This window comes from Chroococcidiopsis sp. CCALA 051 (assembly GCF_003015105.1).
In the GTDB taxonomy this organism is placed as follows: Bacteria; Cyanobacteriota; Cyanobacteriia; order Cyanobacteriales; family Chroococcidiopsidaceae; genus Chroococcidiopsis; species Chroococcidiopsis thermalis.
In genome coordinates, this window is record NZ_PYCI01000134.1 from 1 (window position 1) to 18,192 (window position 18,192).

The window sequence follows — 18,192 nt, forward strand, 5'->3', positions numbered from 1 at the left end:
GACAAGGGAGAGAAGAGAGCTGAGGGAGCAGTTACCAATTCAAAATTCAAAATTCAAAATTCAAAATTACAACACGCACCACACCCCACACCCTACACCCCACACCCTTTCTTCACTGATAACTGATAACTGACAACTGATTCATATTCGCGCTGAATTGAGCTGACTAAATCTAGTTTCATATCTTCTGGAAGAACATCCCAGGTGTAGGTTTCAATTTCTAAACAGCTGCAAATGCGCTCGCGTTGCAATAGTTCGAGTACGGTTTTAATGTGGTCTTGGGTAGACTGCAAAAATTGATAGTCGCGAATAAAAATCGGGACGTGAAAGTGAATCCGCAACTCGCAAGCTGGTATTTGCTCTAAATCGGGTAAGGCAGTGACTAAATCGGAATATCGATAAAGTTTACCATTGCGATCGCGGGCGATCGCTTGATGGAGATAGGTCGATTCCGCAAACGGACGCAACTTTTCTACAACCTGACGACGCTGTGCGGCTGGTTCGGGAACGATTAGCTGTAAAGCAGAACTGAGTTGAATCTTCCCAATTTGAATTCCTGCGGCACGAAATCTTTGAAATACAGTCGCAGGTTCTTCATATTCCACGGCAAAATGGCAAGTGTCGTAACAAATTCTGACGTGTTCTAGTAAGTGTGTTTCGGCTGCGGCTAAAGAAGTGCCTAATTGCTTTGCTAAATATCTTCCCCCTACGGGCAAAAGTTGTGTCTGGAAATAATTAATCACTTCGGCAGAATTTTCAACTAATCCATCCGGTTCTGGTTCTAAATCTAGATGCAACAATTTACCCGTTTCGGCACGAACACGCACCATTTCTGCAACAACTTGCGCAATGTGAATGCTGGCAATCCTGTAAACAAATGCGCGAGTCGTTGAATTTTCTTCAAACCAGGGTTTATACGATAGTGGTAATGTGGAAATACCACCATCTATCCCATCTGGCAACAACTCCGCCAGAATTCTTGTCAGTCGCAACGTGTAATTCAACCGCTCTAACATAGACCAATCGGGAGCATAAACCCGATCTTTCACCACTTGATGATGAAACCCGCCATAGGGAAAGCCATTCAAGGTAAAAACATATAAATTGCGATCGCGCAGCCACGAGCGTAATTCAATTAGATTATTTTCTACTAATAGTTCCCTAGCCGCCACATCTGCCAAACGCAACCCAATCCCAAATGGTTTTTCAGGAGCCAGCCGTTGCTTCAATGCGGGAATGTACTGCTGGAGGTTAGCAAAAACTTGGTTCCACCCCTCACCAGGATGAATGTTAGTACAGTAGGTTAAATGTAAATTACGATCGATTTTCATTAATGGTAATTGGTAATTGGTAATTGGTAGTTGGTAGTTGGTAGTTAGCAGTTGGTAGTTACGCGATGTGGAACTTTACTCTTGTTCCCCCCTTGGAAAGGGGGGCTAGGGGGGATCTCTTCGCAAATACCATAGTTTTCCGATCCCCCAACCCCCTTAAAAAGGGGGCTATAAAAAAGTCGCACATGGGGTTAGTTGGTAATTGGTTGCTCCCTTGTCTCCCTTGTCTCCCTTGTCTCCCTTGTCTCCCTTGTCTCCCTGCTCCCTACTCCCTACTTCTGTCAGCTAAAATTGCGATCGCTTCCCCGTACAACAGCGGATCGACTTCGTGAACTTCAATTCCCTGTCCAAGCGCTTGTAGTAACATCAGAGTTAACTCGCCGCCCAAATGCTCTCGAAACTCGGTGAGTCCCTGAAATAAGCAGTCTTGTCTCATTTGGGGGACGTATAAGGCAAAGCCTAGCGCCTCCAGAAGATCGAGTATCTGTTGCCACTCACCGCGCGAAAGTAGCCCTAGTAGATAAGAATAGGTGCTGTCCAATGCGATGCCGATCGCGACTGCTTCCCCGTGGCGCAAGCTGTAGTCAGTCAATTGCTCTAGTTTGTGCGCAGCCCAATGACCGAAATCTAGAGGACGGGACGAACCCATTTCAAATGGATCGCCACTGTTAGCTATGTGTTCTAGATGCAACTGAGCGCAACGATAAATTAGTTGTTGCATGGCATCCATGTCTCGCCGCACCAACGCAGGAGCAGAGCTGGCGATCGCGTCAAAGAAGCTTGCGTCTTTGATTAAAGCAACCTTGATTGCTTCGGCAATCCCCGATCGCCAATCGCGATCGTCCAAGCTGTAGAGAAAGTCGCAGTCATTTAAAACAGCATAGGGAGGCGCAAACGTGCCGAGAAAGTTTTTCTTGCCAAAGGCATTAATCCCATTTTTAACCCCTACACCAGAATCGTTTTGAGCTAATACGGTTGTCGGGACTCGGATGAGACGAATGCCTCGGTGAGCGGTTGCGGCTGCATATCCTGCCATATCCAATACAGCACCACCACCGATTGCCAATACATAAGAGTGACGGCATAAGCCAGTTTGGTGAATTAGCTGTTGAATTTGTTCAATTGCCTGAGGATCGTTTTTGGTAGCTTCTCCACCAGCAACGACTTTCACAGCAGCTAGCTGGAATGCATGGTTATATCGCCGAGCATAAGTAGATAGTTGGGCAATCAGATCTTGATGCTGAGATACTAATCCCGCATCGACGATCGCAATTGCTTGTTTAGGACTATTTTCACTAGCTGTCATCACCCGTGCTAACAACGGATTATCTAATTGAAACAATCTTTTAGTGAAATGCACTTGATAGCGAAAGGTAACAGATACACGTTGATGAATTGGTTGCAGACTGTAATTAGTCTGACGCTGAATTTCGAGAATCATGTGAGGAGTGAGGTGTAGTGCGTAGTGCGTGGTGCGTGGGGAATTAGTAATTAGTAATTAGTCATTGGTCATTGGTAGTTGCTCCCGAGCGATATCTTCACCGACTCCCGACTCCCGACTCCCGTACGGGCGCACAGCTGTGCGCCCCTACAACTTCCGACAAATTACTTTTTTCCATTAATGCAGCGCGAGTCATGGCTTGTTTGAATACTTCGACTGAGTGAGAACCGTCAACTCTGACTTTGTTGTTAAAGATGAATAATGGCACGCTGGTAATTCCATTTAGCCGCGCAAATGTTGACTCAGCAATAACTGAGTTAACTAACGCATGACTGCCTAAAAAATTACGCAGCTTATTTGTATTTACGCCAACAGCATCGCCTATAGAAATCAAAGTTTCTCGATCGCCGAGATTGAGGTTACGTTCAAAATAAGCTTGATAAATTGCTTCAACTAAAGTTGTTTTGAGATCTTCGGGCGTTAAAGCAACTAATTGATGAGCAAGAGTTGTGTTAACAGCCAAAGATATCTGATTAAAATCTAGCTTAACTCCTGCTCTCTCACCTACTTGACGAGTGCGATCGAACATTTGCTGTAGTGCTACCGCTTCGATTCCTTTCCTTGCCTGCATAAAGCTACGAAACTCATATCCTTCTGGCGGAATGGAGTTATCTAATAAGAATGGATGCCAGCGGATGCGAACAGCTTCACCATGCCATTGAGCGATCGCATCAAACAAGTGTTTTTTGCCAATCCAGCACCAAGGGCAAGCAAAATCATGAAAAATATCAATAAGCATAGGGGTAATGGGCAATTGGTAATTTGTAAGTCGTAAGTCGAAATTAATCGATTGCTTTGTAGAGACTTTACATGTAACGTCTCTACAACTGAGTAGCCGCGATCGCGTATTCTTTCTGTTTGGTGGAAGCCAGATTTTCTTGAGTCAAAAAGCTTTGGGCAATCTCAAATTCTCGGATTAATGCCGAACGGTCTTTTTGAAGAATAAGTTCTGCTAAACGGCTGTAGGTTTGTGCTAATCTCGCGATCGCTTCACATCTTTCTTCTGTGGCTAGCATAATATCTACGCATAAAGCTGGATTTTGCGCGAATAAGCGATTAACAATCTCAATTTCTTGCCGATAACTAGGAGTTGACATTAATAAGCTTCGATCGATATCGGTATTTTCTGCTGACAAGAATGCACCGCAACAAAATCGAGAAAAGTGTCGCGTTGCTTGGATCGTTACCATGATGCGATCGTGTTCTTCAGGTGTGCAGCTAATTAATTCACCACCGCGATCGGCAATAAAATCTAATAACCACTGAAATATTTCGTCGTTTCGCCCAGAACAAATAACGACTTTTTGTCCAGCAAACGATTTAACGCTAGGACCAAACATCGGATGCAATCCCATCACGGCTCCGGCATGATTTGCCAGCATTGCCTGTACTGGTTGGGCTTTAATACTTGTAATGTCAGCTAAAGCTGTAGTTGGCAACAGATACTTAGCTGCACGTTCGATAACAGCTACTGTCCGTTCGATGGGAACGCTAACTATGACAAGTTCTGCTTCACCCAGCAGTTGACTGGCTCGATCCCAGTCTTGGTTTCCCAAAGTACTAACCTGATGTCCGGCTGTAGACAGTTGTTGAGTAAAAAACTGACCCATTCTACCCCGTCCACCAATAATCGTTATTTTTCGAGATCTATTAAAATTTGTCATTGGTCATTAGTCATTGGTCATTTGTTATTGATTGACTGTTAACTGATAACTTTGTAGAGACGTTGCATGTAACGTCTCTACACTGATAACTGACTTCATGTCACAGCAAATATTTGTGCCAGTGCGATCGAAATAGGTAAAAGACACAAAACGAATAAGCCATAAGGCAAACTGGCGAAACCAGCGGCAATCGTTGCATCGAGAATAACGAGCGATAGTATGCCCGATCGCACGGCATTACGGATCTGTTCTGGGGTGGGTTGGCTTACAGCTTGAATAACGGGTGGTAATAAGTAGCCTGTAAATAGAGCGATCGCGGGTAATGCTGTGAGGATGTGATAATTGGGCAGCAGCTCTAATCCGAATAGTGCGGTAATGACTGTAATAATTAGTAAAAGCGCGATCGTCGGAGTATTACCTTTAGCTCCATGCACTTCACCCTGACTGAGGCTAGTAATTGCAGCAATGTAAAAAATCGGAATAAGTGCTAAAAACCAATATTCACCAACTATTGCAGGCACGGCACTCATACCAAGGAGGAGATTGCCACCACGACACAAACCCATATTCAGCGCCCCTACTAGAGCCTGATGTTTGCCTAAACTGTCATACACGACTGCCCCAACTGCAATGCAAATAGCCAAAATTGCACTTAGAAAAGAGACTTGAGCAGCCGCGACTATACCAACAAGTAACAGCACGCTAGCTAGTGTAGCCGCGCTTTGACGCGATGCTCTCCCACTAGGGATAGGTCTTTCGGGTCGCTCTTTATTATCTAGTTCGGCATCAAAAACATCATTAAACACGACTCCACCACCATACAAACCCGTAGTCGCTAACAGCAACCATCCGAGTGCCTCCAATTCTAAAGTTCCAGCTTGAATCACCATAAAGCCAGAAATCGCAAATCCAGCCAGAATATCTGCCCAAGCAGTGACAATATTAGCTGGACGCATCAATTGAAGATATGCCCAAAGGCGATAGGAATTTAAACTTGTGGCACTCATAAGGGGTGAGGAGTGAGGGGCGAGGGGTGAGGGTAAGAAAGGGACAAGCGAGACAAGGGAGCAGGTGCGCAGGTGAGAGACAACCAACAATTAGCAATTACCAATTACCGATGACCCACACCTGATAACTGATAACTGATAACTGTTTACTCGATCAAAATGCATTCTCTACTGGCTCCCACTGTTGGTGCTTGTCCGCGCAGCACTGAGTTACCGTTAAACATGTGTCGCTGATCGATCGCATCTGAAGCCAGCCAGTCTGTTTCTTGTATTTGTCCGCTTTGGCTATATGCAGCTAGGGCATTTTCGTAGCAAACTGCTCGAACGTAAGTCTCTGGGATTCCCCGTTCTCGCATCAGTTGGGCAGTTTTGGGTACGGCAAGCGGATCGCTAATGCCCCAGTCAGCACTGCTATCGACAATAATGCGATCGCAACCGTATTGCTTGACAATCTCTACCATACGTGCGTTACCCATTTTGGTTTGCGGGTAAATGGTAAAAGCTGCCCAGAATCCCCGATCTAAAACTTCCCGTACTGTCTCTTCATTGTTATGGTCGATAATGACCCGTGCTGGATCTAAGCCATGCTCGACGCAAGCATCCATACTACGGCTCGTTCCTGCTTTTTTGTTGCGATGGGGCGTATGAATTAACACCAGCATATCTAGTTCTTTCGCTAGTTCTAATTGCAGGCGAAAGTATTTGTCTTCGGCTGGGGTTTGGTCGTCATAACCAATTTCGCCAATTGCTACCACACCTTCTTTGCAAACGTACAGTGGTAACAACTCCATCACTGCCTCGGCTAGAGCTTCGTTATTAGCCTCTTTCGGATTGATGCCGATCGTGCAGTAATGTTGAATGCCAAACTGACTCGCTCGAAACCTTTCCCACCCTACCAAACTATTAAAATAATCCTGAAACGTGCCAACGTGGGTGCGAGGTTGTCCCAACCAAAAGGCAGGTTCAATCGTCGCCACAATCCCTGACTCCCGCATAATTATGTAATCGTATGTAGTGCGAGCGGTCATGTGGATGTGAGGATCTATATAGAATTCGGAATTCGGAATTCGGAATTCGGAATTATTCATAATTTATACTCTTTTGTTGTTGCTCATTGGTCATTAGATATTAGTTTTGACTTTTAGCTTTTGACTTTTGACTTTTTCACTAATTCCCATAATTCAGGAGATACCGAGCGGTTAGCGGCTTGGCGTTCGCTGGCATAATCGAGTAGCATTTTGGTTAATTCTGGATTGGCACGGCGATCGAGTCCTTGAATTAAATGCAGTGGACTACCAACAAATAATGCTTTCAATATCATTTGATTCCAAGCAAGATTGTCAAAATACTCGGCTGGATATGGATTTTGTAAGGCTACAGCATTAAATACATCAGTCATGTTGCTACGTACTCCCTCAGCCGCCCGCGCTTTCAATCGCTCTGGGTAAGATAGCAATGGTAGAGCTTGGTAGAGTGCGACTAACTCCCCTATATCAGCAGCAGTAAAGACTTGCTCTAACGTTTGCAAGTATTGTGACTCGTCATGCTGTGGTAGAGCTAGGACTAGGAGTATCCGCGCAGCTCGCTCTACACTCCAATCGATCGGAAACCAACCTTTTCGGGCGATCGCAGCTGCTTGCAAGTCAGATGGCGTTAACTGCAAGCTGTTTTTGCCCGTATAGCGCGGCGTAGCACTAAAAGCTGTAAAAAATACTTTTACAGCCGCTCCTTGAGCAATTTGCGATCGCTTTTCCTCCAACCAATTCAAACCCGCGCGATCGACATTCCGCTCCAACCAACTATAAATTAAATCAGTGATGCTAACTTGTGTTGTAGTCATTGGTAGTTGGTAGTTGGTAATTGGTCATTGGTCATTGGCGATCGGTATTTGTAGGGGCGGGTTCACCAACAATCTCTACTTTTATTTCAAGATCTCGTCAAACCCGCCCTAACACCGCGACAATACGATTGTTCAGATGAATTTGATATTAATTAGTAATTGTTAATGGCTGATAATTGCCATTACCAATTACCCATCACCCATTACCCATTACCTTTTTCAACTTGACCGCAGCAACGCCAGCACCTAAAACAGCTACACCCAAAAATGCAGAAGGTTCGGGAACTTCAGCAGATGATGAGGAGCTATCTACAACATCTAACACTTGGACGCGACCTTGGAAAAAGTCGCCAACATAAAGCTTGCCATCTTTCAAGTCCGAACCTGCCGTCCAGTTAAACTTACCAGGTTCGAGATCTAAGGGATCGCCATAGGGAGAGGGTGCGCCTAACGATAAAGGTGGTACGACATTGCCATTTGCATCGCGGGCAGGTTCGCCAAATGCACTTAGAAAGTTACCATTTTTATCGAATACTTGAACGCGACTATTGATAGAATCCGTCACGTAGAGATTATCTTTCTCGTCCACTTCAACATCGATTGGCTGATTGAATTCTCCCTCTCCAGTGCCTTCTTTGCCAAAAGTAAGCAGCGCGTCACCTTCTGGGCTAACGACTTGAATGCGGTTGTTGAACTGATCGGTCACAACTAAATTTCCATCAGACCTGACTGCTATGCCTGACGGTCCTTGAAATTGTCCAGGTGTAGTTCCACTGCTGCCAATAGAACCAGTAACCTCGCCACTTGATGAATTAAATTTCAAGATGCGATCGCTACTATAATCACCCACGTATCCATTGCCTTTATTATCGAATACAATGCCCGATGGTCCAAAGAAAGGTCTGCCTTCAATGAGTCCGCTAAATTGACCTTGAGCAATGGAATTGACATAGTTGCCTTGCGGATCGAAGACGTTAATCCGGTTGTTGTTAACATCACCTGCATACAAATTCCCAGTATTTGGTTCAAAGGCGATCGCTGATTGCCCGTCAGATTGCCCAGGTCCGCTACCCGTACTGCCAATACCTTGAAGATAATTACCTTGTGAGTCGAAAACTTGGATTTGATCGGTTACGTCATTAGCCACGAAAACATTTCCTGTTTCTTCCTGTACTGCTATGCCTTGGGGAATGGCAAGCGTACCTGGAGTGAATGGAGTTTCTCCTGCGGCAAAGTTGGCTGGTCTACCGATATCACCCTCATATTCTAAGGTAATGGAAGCGTTAGCTTGGGTTGTGGTGGCGATGACACATCCAGCAGTAGCGATCGCGATCGAGAAATTTCTGAATAAACTCATTTGTCTGTCTCCTCTTGGTATGGTTACGCGATCTAAATCGAGGACTGAGATAAGGTTTTTGCTGGTTCTGGCGCGTTCGCGAAGCTTGCGCGAAGCGCATTCGCTTCTCGATCTTGTTGCTGTTTGCGTTTGAACCACGTACCACCACCCATAACTCCAAACAAGAGTAAGCCTAAGATAGAAGAAGGTTCGGGAACGGCTGCCGCAGACCCGACACCATCAACTCGTACAAGTTCCCCCGTACCTGGTCCAACCCCATTGTTAACGACATAGATCTCACCATCAGGACCAATATTAAGACCCGCAGCCGAGGCAAGTCCTTCACCCGCAGCTACAAGAGTCGTGCGCGTACCGTCAGGAGCAAGTTTGATTAGAGAGCCTGGTAGGTCTTGTAAGCTCTGACCGCCGCCTTTCCACTGGGCTTCGTCGGCAAATTGCAACACCAGTAAATTGCCGTCTCGATCGAATTTGATATCGGTAATTTGCGTAAAACCATCAGCAAAAACCTCTGGCTCGCCATTCTCTCCAATCCGCCAGACTTTTGCTTTACCTTCGGGATATGGGAAGCCCGTGAGTTCGCCAGCATATACGGCTCCATCGGGACCGATATCTACACCTGTAACTACCGATTGAATATCTACCTGGCTTGGTATTTGCTCTGCTGGTAGTCCAGCCGCCTCTTGCTCGGCTGGTACGCCAGGAACCGCATCTTGTCCTTGCTGTCCGGCTGGAGGTTGCTCTTGCCCCGCACCTGGAATAGATACATTTGGGGGAAATTCTGGATTTTCTAAGGTTTGCCCAGGAATTTTAGTTGCTTTAGTCTCGCCGCTATCAAGATTCACGTTCCAAATAACGTTAGCACCCCCATCACCGATATACGCAGTATTATCTTTAATCACAAAATCATAGGGATTGCTAATTACATCGCCGCCGTCGGGATTACTTGTAAGTTCGGCTTTCGACAAATCGGCAACCTCTGTTAAACTACCCGTGTTTAGATCTGTTTTGTACAATTTTCCCAAAGTAGTCGTGCCTAACACTTGGTCGGGTGCAACTGGAGGTGCAGCCTGCTGTTGCTGAGGAGGGAACTGGATGTTAGTAGAAAGAGCATTTAATTCTGCATCTCGGTTGGCTGGATTACCAGCAAAACCGGTCAGCAGATAAGCATTACCACTAGAATCAAAATTGAGTTCTTGCGGACCTGCACCTTGCTCTTTGGTTTGTTGTAAGGCTAAAGATTCAGTCCCGTCGATAACGCGACTTTGCGTTCCATCAGGCGTAACTTTTGTGACTGAACCAGTGTTACCAGAACATATCAGCTCAAATTGGGTACTAGGAGACGGTTGACACACACCATCACCCCCTAATCCTGTCTCGCCTATGTAGGCGTTACCTTCAGAGTCAAAACTAAGACCCCGTGCATTGTTGAGTCCATCAGCGAGTGTTGTTAATGACGCAGCTCTGGCGGCTTGCGGTCCAAAAACAAGGGCAATAGAAACAGTTATAAGTGCAATCGTAAGTTGTTTGAGCTTCATACTTTTGGCAACCAACTAATAAATGAAGTGAAAAATTTTAATGCCCCTGATGAAGACACCGAATCCCTTTTCCTCAATTTAAAAACAAAACGCGATCGCGCTTTCTCGTATTCTTCTAAGCAGAAGGTAAAAGATAGCTCATCCCTCTGGCAAAGGTGTCAAAATTACCAGCTTTAGCTTCTAGAAAACGCTTAATATTCATACTTTCAGCGCCAAAGTCCTCTAGTTGTAATTTACCGTGACGCGGAGCTTTGCCTACTTCCCAGAAACTAATGCGATGTTGAATACATCCACGGGCTTCTGAGTTACCAAAGGCATAGGCACAAGGAATCAGAATCACAGGACTGCGCTGAATAAAATTGTATTCAGGATAAAAATAATCCTGTTCTACAAGGTAGTAATTCTTGAGATCGTGGGTGCGAAATGTAACTTTTACTTTCTGGTTATATTCATCTAAGAATTCACCAGATTCGCTACTGACTTCGCCATCTGCTCGGAGTAGATGCGCCCATTCATCTAAATTACGTAAATCTTGTAAGTAGGCGATCGCAGTATCAAGCGGCGCGTCAATGTAAATCGTATCAGTATCAATTTTGTAACGTCCTTGAGCTGCTTGAGTCTCGCCAGCATTGCGTTCCAAAATTGCCTTAAGCGAGCGACATTCAGATGTATGAACTGTATGAATTCCCTCCATAATCATTGGAGTTCGGCGCGCTGGATCGACAAAACTCAACCAGTGAAAATAAACTCCTTTCTCATCTGTTCCTGGCTCTACATATTCGGGTGGAAATAATAGAACCGGATACACTTGGAAGTATTTTTGGTACTCAAAGCCACAGTGCCATTCTATACCGAAAAAAAGCGGATTTTCAATCTTTCTAACGTGGTAGAAAAGATCTCGTTGATAGCCAGAAGCAGTTCCTCGCCAGGTATTCTCATCGATCTGTTCGATCATCCGGCTAAAAAGAGTCCATTCATCCAGATTCTTTAAACTACAAAGATAGTCAAAAGCTATCTCTGGTGAAGTCGCAATATAAGCTGACGTAGCAAACGTATTTTTTTCCATCCGAAATTGGTAATAGATAAATAGTGAGTGGCTGGTGGCTAGCGGCTAGTGGTTGGATTCTTAATATCTAGTCATTAGTCACTAATCACTAATAACTGATTTACGCCGCGATCGCAAGTTTTCTTGCTTTTAATATCCGTTCTTCTGCAAGACGCTTAGAAGCATCTTGAGTTGTGATATTTTCTGCTTTTGACTTGGTGAAAATTTCTAGCAAAGTATCGTAGATGCTATGAATTTGTTTTAAGTAACTTGCCTCATCTGAAAATGTAAGTTCGTGGTAAACATTAATTAAGCCGCCAGAATTAATTACATAATCGGGGCAGTAAATAATTCCTTTTGATTTCAGCATTGCGCTGTGAATGTTCTCATCTTGCAGTTGATTATTAGCACAGCCTGCAATAATAGAAGCTTGAATTAAGGGAATTGTCTCGCTATTAAGAATTGCTCCCATTGCACAGGGAGCAAAAATATCAACGTCGAGTGAATATATGTCTTCAGGTTCTACAACTGTTGCCCCATAGAGTTGCTTAATTTCCTCTGCTCTATTGTGATTTAGATCCGTGACAAAAAGTTTTACACCACGCCGATGTAAATAGTCACAGAGTTTTCCGCCAACATTTCCTAATCCTTGAACGGCAACTCGCAGTCCGTTCAAATCTTGTTTGTTGAACTGAAAGAAAACAGCAGCTTGAATTCCTAAAAACACTCCTAAAGCTGTTGCTGGAGCTGGACCACCAGCTTTTCCCGTTAACCCAACAACATATCTAGTTTCGCGCCGCATCTCCTGCACGTCTTCAGGACAAATATTCACATCTTGACCTGTAATAAAACGTCCTTGAAGACTATCGACAAAACGCCCATACGCCCTGAGCATTTTGTCTGTCTTCTGGTCGGGATTGGCAATAATTACTGCCTTGCCACCACCTACGGGAATATTGGCACAAGCAGCCTTATAGGTCATACCGCGACTCAGACGCAGAACATCTCGTAAAGCATCTTCTTCACTAGCATAAGGAAATAGCCGAGTTGCGCCCATCGCTCGTCCCAAACTCGTATCGTGGAGAGCAATTATGGCTTTAAAATTCAGTTCTTTATCTTGAAAAAACAGGACTTGCTCGTGTCCCATTTCTTTAACGGTCTCAAACAGCTTCACGCATCTATCCTCAAATTAGGGGCTGGGGACAATTCAAGTCGCAAGTCGCAAGTCGCAAGTCGCAATTAACTAGCTACTAGCCACTAGCCACTAGCCACTCACTATTCACTATTCGCTAATCATGGGGAATGAAACTTGTTCTTTAGCAGTTGATTTAACCCCTTGCGCTTGCAGGCTCTTGTTACGTCCGCCGGAAGGTGCGAGTCGCGAAGGGTCGATGATGACATCGACGACAAAAGGAAGAGGAGAATCGATCGCGTATTGTAATGCTGCTTCAAGCTCAGACTCTTTTTCGATGCGAATGCCATCAGCTCTCATCCCGCGAGCGATCGCCACAAAATCGACTTGGGGAATCGTTGCATCTGCACCTTGCAGTTTCAACATCTTCATCCCCTGTTCGCACATGTTGTACCGTCCGTCATTCAGCACGATCCAGATGGCAGGAATTTGATACTTGACGGCAGTGTTCAACTCGTTATTCATCAGCATTGAACCGTCTCCGGTGATGGCAACGGCTTTACTCTTACGTCCCAAGGCTATACCAATCACACCTGCTACCATATGTCCCATCGAACCAACTCCGGTGCTGACTCGATAGCGATTTGGTTTGTCAATTCGCAACATGTGCGTTGCCCAAGTAAACGAATTCCCAGACTCAGCAGCGATCGCCGCGTTGCTACCTTCAACCATTACCTTTTGAATTGCTGCCATCAAGACTTCAGGTCTAATTAAATCGCTAGTTGCAGCGGTAATTGGTTCTGGTTCGGGGTGGGGTAGCGTTCTATTTGCGCGACTTTTCAGAGTTGCAAAGCTTTGCGTCTTATCCATGTACTTGAGCAGCGATCGCAAAAATGCACCGATATCGGCTTGAACTGGTACTGTTTCAGCTGCTGGATAAGCAACTCCTGGAACTACTGGATCGATGTCTACATGAATAAATCCTCTCGCAGGAACCATCGTCGGATTCCAAAATGAAGTGGGTTCTCCCAATCGCGTTCCCAGTACTAAAGTTCGCAATGGTGGAGATTCTTGCATGTACTTCAGAACTGAGGTATGACCACCTAAGCCTGTAACGCCAACAAACTGTGGATGGTCTTCAGGAAAGATTCCTTTCCCACGGGGAGAACACATCACTGCGGCTCCGGTACGTTCGGCTAGCTGATAAATCTCTTCAGCAGCATTTCTCGCGCCAAAACCCACCCAGATCGCAAAAGGTGCTTCGGTTAAAAGTTGCACGCAATGGGCGATCGTTTCCTCACTGGGGGTTATGAGAGCGTGGGAAAGGTCTAACTGAGGCAGTGGTATGCTCAGACTGCTAGTTTGTACGCCTGTCGGAATACTCAAATGAGCGACAAAACCGCCAGATTGTGACAGTCCGAGGGCAAGTTGGCGGGAAATTTGCGGTAATTGCTCGGCACACTCAAGTGTAATCGCGTAGTCGAACAGCACTCCTGGGGTAAAAATTCCCGCTTGTGGCATGGTGTAGGTGCTAGTTTCTTGTATTGCCCAGCGTCCGCGCTGTGCGGCAGAGGTACAAGCTGAGATTAATATAACTTTTGCTCCTTCTCCCCGCCCTGCTAGCAATCCCGTTAGCGAGTTCGTTAGTCCCGGTCCGGCAGTGGTAAAGACAACAACGGGGCGATCGCTAGCAAAACATGCTTCTACAGCTGCAAAAGCCGCTCCTCCTTCGTGACGGCAGTGAATCACCTGGATGCTGCTATTAGACAAAGCACCCCAAATGGTTGCCATTGCACCCCCGGCAACTCCAAAGGCATATTTGAAGCCTAAGTCTGCTAGCATCTGCGCGATCGCATCTGCCACTGAAGGCAACACAAGTATCTGAGTGCTAGTATCGTTATCTTCCGACTCGGCTGCGATGTTGCTGGAATCTTTGGAGTTGTAATACTTATAGCTAGGATCGAGAGATGATGCTGATTCGGCGCTACCAGTGTCTGGATGGAATGTGGTTTCTGAGTCGATGCTACCAGTGTCTGGATGGAATGTGGTTTCTGAGTCGATAGAAGGAGACGAGCGAATGTGGTTGTCGGTCATTGCTGTTTGGGTGATAGGATTTTCAGCACGTTCCGATCGCGATCGAATCGTCAGAACGTAGAAACTCAAACCTGGAAAGAAATATTAGAGCTGAAATTTGTTTCTAACTTCCGTTGAGTTGGAATTGCTAGTCAATTTAGATTAGCAATTGCTAATTTGCAGTCAGTTTCGTGTAGATGACTGACAAATTCAACGCCAAAAAATAAGCCACTTTTAAGAGTTATGGTTTAGCTAATTGTCAGTACTGCGATCGCCGATAGAATCAAAATTATAAAGTGAATTGGCGAGGTACTAACCGAAAAGCTTACATAACGCGGCATAGTGGTTCCAATGAGTAATTTTTTGATGCGCTTGCCATTTCTTTTGATTTAGCTTAGATTTAGCTCGCGGCAACGCGACAGCGGTGTTCGTTTCTCCAAGCTTGAGGACTCGTACCGTAAAACTGACGAAAGTAACGACTGAAATGGCAAACGTCTTGATAGCCAATGGTTTCAGCAATTTGACCGATAGTCTGCTCGGTTTTTTGCAGCAAGCAAATTGCTTGTGCCATTCGGCGTTCTACTAACCAGCGATGAACGCTCTTACCAGTTTGCTGTCTGACTAAATTAGTTAAATAAGCTGGAGAATAACCCACAGCTTGTGCTATGTCACACAGAGTAATTGGTTGCCAGTAATTCTCTTCAATGAAGCGAAACACAGCTGCCATTTGAGAAGTTGCCGGAAAGATTGAGTGCAAAGCTGTAGAGTTTAAAGTTTCAGCAACCGCTGCTTTTGAAAGTGTCTGCCGATCGTTAGATGTATACCATTTCTGAATAGTCTCTCTCTTTTCCAGTTGGACGTTAATTGCTCTGAGTAATTCCTTTAAAGTACAAGGTTTAGTTAGATAATCATCTGCTCCTAACTCCATGCCTTTACGGATGTCATCTCGCGTTGTTCTACTAGTAACAAAGATGAACGGAATAACTGCTGTGGCAGGGTTTTTGCGGATGGCAGTTAGAACACCAAACCCATCGTATTCGGCTATTCTAGCAATGCCACACACGATTAGATCGGGTAATTGCTTTTGGACTTGTTGTATACCAACCGCACCATTTTCAGCACTAATGGCATGAAAACCTTTAGCCTCCAAACACTCTAAAAATAAATTGCGAGTTTGGACGCTCTCTTCTATCACCAGAATCTTTTTCACCATATCCTCTGCCATGAAAACGTTATTAACATGGGAAGGATTTATCTGAATGAGACAGATCTGTCAAAAGCATTTTGCAACGCTCTTGTCCTTCCATTGAATGCAAGAGTCGTTAATTCGAGCGGTAACACCCTCTCTAAAATAGAGTTTCAGAGCAGAGTAGCGTAGATACTACATGTGTCCATCTAATCTAGCAAGCAATCGTCTACTGTATTAAATATGACTCTAGAAAATACCGAATTAAGCAACGAACTTAACGCGGAAATACTTGAGACACCTGAACAAGTCACTAATCAAGAGCTTAACAAAGATTTTGTCTACCTGCGAAAGCCACTATGTGTAGTTTATGTCTGATTTATGTCTAACTTGTTTTTTTTTGATTCAGCCAGCAAATATTGATAAGTAATTACTATCAAAATGAAAATTCTTGTTTTTAATTAGAGAGTTGTTGTGCTGTATACGCAAATAATATAAACGCATATGCTCATGCTCGCTCTTATGTAAATTAGTGCGATCGAACACACCTTTAGAAACCATACAATCTCATGCTTTTGATAGACGCGGGAGTAAGAATACAGTAGCTATTGTGTTGCTTGTCGTTGATTTGCGTGTAATCTTAATCTAAAGTCTCAGTCAGAGTTCGAGTAGCAAACAATCATTTCTAGAACGTCCGATCGCGTTTACTGTATTAAAAGTCACTCAGATTCAGCCCAGAAAAACCTAAGATTCAGCTCTTCACATCACGACAAAAACTAAGTGATGAAGATAAGTTAGGTATAAAAAAAATTGACTAGTTTAATAAAAAATTAATTTCAGCAGCGCTATTGATTTAACACTGCTGCCGATCGCACTCAAAACGATCGCCAAATCTAACTTCTACGACTTAATTGCTGGAACTGCAATCGCCAAGCGATCGTAGCAAAGATAGTCAGACTCAAAACAGCTATTCGAGAGCTAGATCTAGAATTTGTCATCTTCAACGTGTCGTATGTGTAGCCATACTTAGTTAAATCTAATGTGTCGGCTGGGGTAACTATATCGTTTGCAGGTACAGCAGGTAATAAAGATAATTGATCTCCCGTTCCTTGATTGGCTGGGGTTGATTCACCTCCATCCCAGGGCCACATGCGATCGCTCAAATTTTCCCCATAATGACCACCTTGAGCGGGATAATATTGACTACCAGCATGACCGCTTTGCTGCCATTCCGCCCAGAGTCGATCCACATTAGCATGGATTAACCAAAATACCGGATCGTAAATCGAACTCGCAAGAGAAGCCATTGTGCCTAGAGGTTCGGGACGACCTACACTAGGGTCGAAATTAGCTCCACCTACAAAGCTGTGAAAATAATTATGCATGAATACTCCATTTTTTGGCTGACCGGAGGGATTTAATTGAATGAACCCTTCGATCGCTTGGCGAAAAGTATCGTAGTCGTTTGCAGCCAGAATGCGATCGACATCTGCTTGAGGTACTGGGTAATTATTCGTTGGCGGAAGTTGCATGAAGCGCAGTAGCACTTCACCCATCGGTTGTCCATCTGGTGTAATGTGCAATTCTGGGTACAAATTCCAGCCATTGGCGGCGCTAAAAGTACCGGGAACTGCACCACCCGAAAAATCGCCTGCATCTGGAATTGAGATTGTGACTCCTTCGCCATTGCCACCCGCAAAGTCATCTGAGAAAATTGCTGCTAACGCTTGGGGGTTCGTCCAGTCCCAATAAGGAAGCGTGACGTTAGGATCGACCGATCGCAAAGCTGTTTCAAATCGCCAGATAAATTCGCGATGCCAAGGTAATAATATCGAACTTTCGTGAGCGCCATCATGCCCAGCTGCTGGACCTTTAGCATCTTTTGACATTAGCCCCATTGCTGCTACGTGTTGAGCGACAAACTCGTCGTAAATGCTAATTTGATGCTCGGGTAAAGTGGTGTTTTTTAGGGTTTTAACTGCCTTGATGAAGGCTGCTTTCTCTGTAGAAGTGAGGTCAATAATATTTTTTCTGACGGCTATATTGTCGTCAGCACTGACAGAACTTCCCGATCCGATCGAAATAGCAATTAAACTCACAGCCAATAAGAACGCGATCGCGCGGCGAAACATCTTCATAGTCTTACTTTTTCTTCTCTTGCATTGCTCATCTGCTGAGGCAGTCACTAGAAAAACTAAGTTAGAAGAAGCAAAACAGCAAAACAATGGATAATTTTTTGAAGTCCTGTCGATTCTTTTGTAATTACGTCGATAATCAAAAAGATAGGAATTTTAGAGTCAATCTTCACCGCTCGTCTGTGACTCCCATGGATATTTGAGCTGGGGCAGGCTAGCGCAAGAGGTAAGAGTCAGGTGGGCAATGCCCCACCTTACTAAAATGAAAATTCAATTAATTTTTATTAAAATTGCTGCTTTTTTTAGAAAACAGTAAAATAGAATACAGAAACAAAATCGTTCATCTCTACAATTTTTTTAAATTCTGTCTTCTGGCAGATGTGATG

General features: G+C 44.6%; 14 protein-coding genes. All 14 read right to left on the reverse strand.

The window, feature by feature from the left end; genetic code table 11:
• Positions 1-92: 92 nt before the first annotated feature.
• The 14 genes from eboE to C7Y66_RS24805 all read right to left on the reverse strand — a co-directional run bounded on the left by eboE (position 93) and on the right by C7Y66_RS24805 (position 17,809).
• Positions 93-1,331 (reverse strand): metabolite traffic protein EboE, encoded by a 1,239-nt coding sequence (gene eboE, locus C7Y66_RS24740; protein ID WP_106547610.1) that lies wholly within the window; start codon positions 1,329-1,331, stop codon positions 93-95.
• A 265-nt stretch (positions 1,332-1,596) separates the two neighbouring features.
• On the reverse strand, positions 1,597-2,772 hold the full coding sequence (locus C7Y66_RS24745; protein ID WP_106547611.1) for a 3-dehydroquinate synthase: 1,176 nt from the start codon (positions 2,770-2,772) through the stop codon (positions 1,597-1,599).
• 97 nt (positions 2,773-2,869) lie between these two features.
• A complete protein-coding gene (locus tag C7Y66_RS24750) occupies positions 2,870-3,571 on the reverse strand; it encodes a DsbA family oxidoreductase (protein WP_106547612.1) in 702 nt (233 codons plus the stop codon).
• Between the two features lie 82 nt (positions 3,572-3,653).
• Complete coding sequence (gene tyrA / locus C7Y66_RS24755) at positions 3,654-4,496, reverse strand: bifunctional chorismate mutase/prephenate dehydrogenase (RefSeq protein ID WP_106547613.1); 843 nt, start codon at positions 4,494-4,496, stop codon at positions 3,654-3,656.
• Positions 4,497-4,591: 95 nt separating this feature from the next.
• A complete protein-coding gene (gene eboC, locus C7Y66_RS24760; RefSeq protein WP_106547614.1) occupies positions 4,592-5,503 on the reverse strand; it encodes a UbiA-like protein EboC in 912 nt (303 codons plus the stop codon).
• A gap of 146 nt (positions 5,504-5,649) precedes the next feature.
• Positions 5,650-6,591 (reverse strand): TatD family hydrolase, encoded by a 942-nt coding sequence (locus C7Y66_RS24765; RefSeq protein WP_106547615.1) that lies wholly within the window; start codon positions 6,589-6,591, stop codon positions 5,650-5,652.
• 53 nt (positions 6,592-6,644) lie between these two features.
• Complete coding sequence (locus tag C7Y66_RS24770) at positions 6,645-7,343, reverse strand: EboA family metabolite traffic protein (RefSeq protein WP_106547616.1); 699 nt, start codon at positions 7,341-7,343, stop codon at positions 6,645-6,647.
• 196 nt (positions 7,344-7,539) lie between these two features.
• Positions 7,540-8,700, reverse strand: a complete 1,161-nt coding sequence (scyF, locus tag C7Y66_RS24775) for a scytonemin biosynthesis PEP-CTERM protein ScyF (RefSeq protein WP_106547617.1) — start codon at positions 8,698-8,700, stop codon at positions 7,540-7,542.
• Positions 8,701-8,732: 32 nt separating this feature from the next.
• Positions 8,733-10,235 carry a ScyD/ScyE family protein gene (locus C7Y66_RS24780; protein WP_106547618.1) on the reverse strand — a complete coding sequence of 501 codons (1,503 nt, stop codon included), beginning with the start codon at positions 10,233-10,235 and terminating at the stop codon, positions 8,733-8,735.
• A gap of 115 nt (positions 10,236-10,350) precedes the next feature.
• Positions 10,351-11,301, reverse strand: coding sequence for a scytonemin biosynthesis cyclase/decarboxylase ScyC (gene scyC, locus C7Y66_RS24785; RefSeq protein ID WP_106547619.1), 951 nt, complete (start codon positions 11,299-11,301; stop codon positions 10,351-10,353).
• A gap of 100 nt (positions 11,302-11,401) precedes the next feature.
• The gene (gene scyB, locus C7Y66_RS24790; RefSeq protein WP_106547620.1) at positions 11,402-12,454 is read right to left on the reverse strand and encodes a tryptophan dehydrogenase ScyB; all 1,053 of its coding nucleotides are present in this window, start codon (positions 12,452-12,454) and stop codon (positions 11,402-11,404) included.
• Between the two features lie 108 nt (positions 12,455-12,562).
• Positions 12,563-14,506, reverse strand: a complete 1,944-nt coding sequence (scyA, locus tag C7Y66_RS24795; RefSeq protein ID WP_106547622.1) for a scytonemin biosynthesis protein ScyA — start codon at positions 14,504-14,506, stop codon at positions 12,563-12,565.
• 379 nt (positions 14,507-14,885) lie between these two features.
• The gene (locus C7Y66_RS24800; RefSeq protein WP_199197612.1) at positions 14,886-15,698 is read right to left on the reverse strand and encodes a DNA-binding response regulator; all 813 of its coding nucleotides are present in this window, start codon (positions 15,696-15,698) and stop codon (positions 14,886-14,888) included.
• An 866-nt stretch (positions 15,699-16,564) separates the two neighbouring features.
• Positions 16,565-17,809, reverse strand: a complete 1,245-nt coding sequence (locus C7Y66_RS24805; RefSeq protein WP_106547621.1) for a tyrosinase family protein — start codon at positions 17,807-17,809, stop codon at positions 16,565-16,567.
• Positions 17,810-18,192 lie beyond the last annotated feature (383 nt).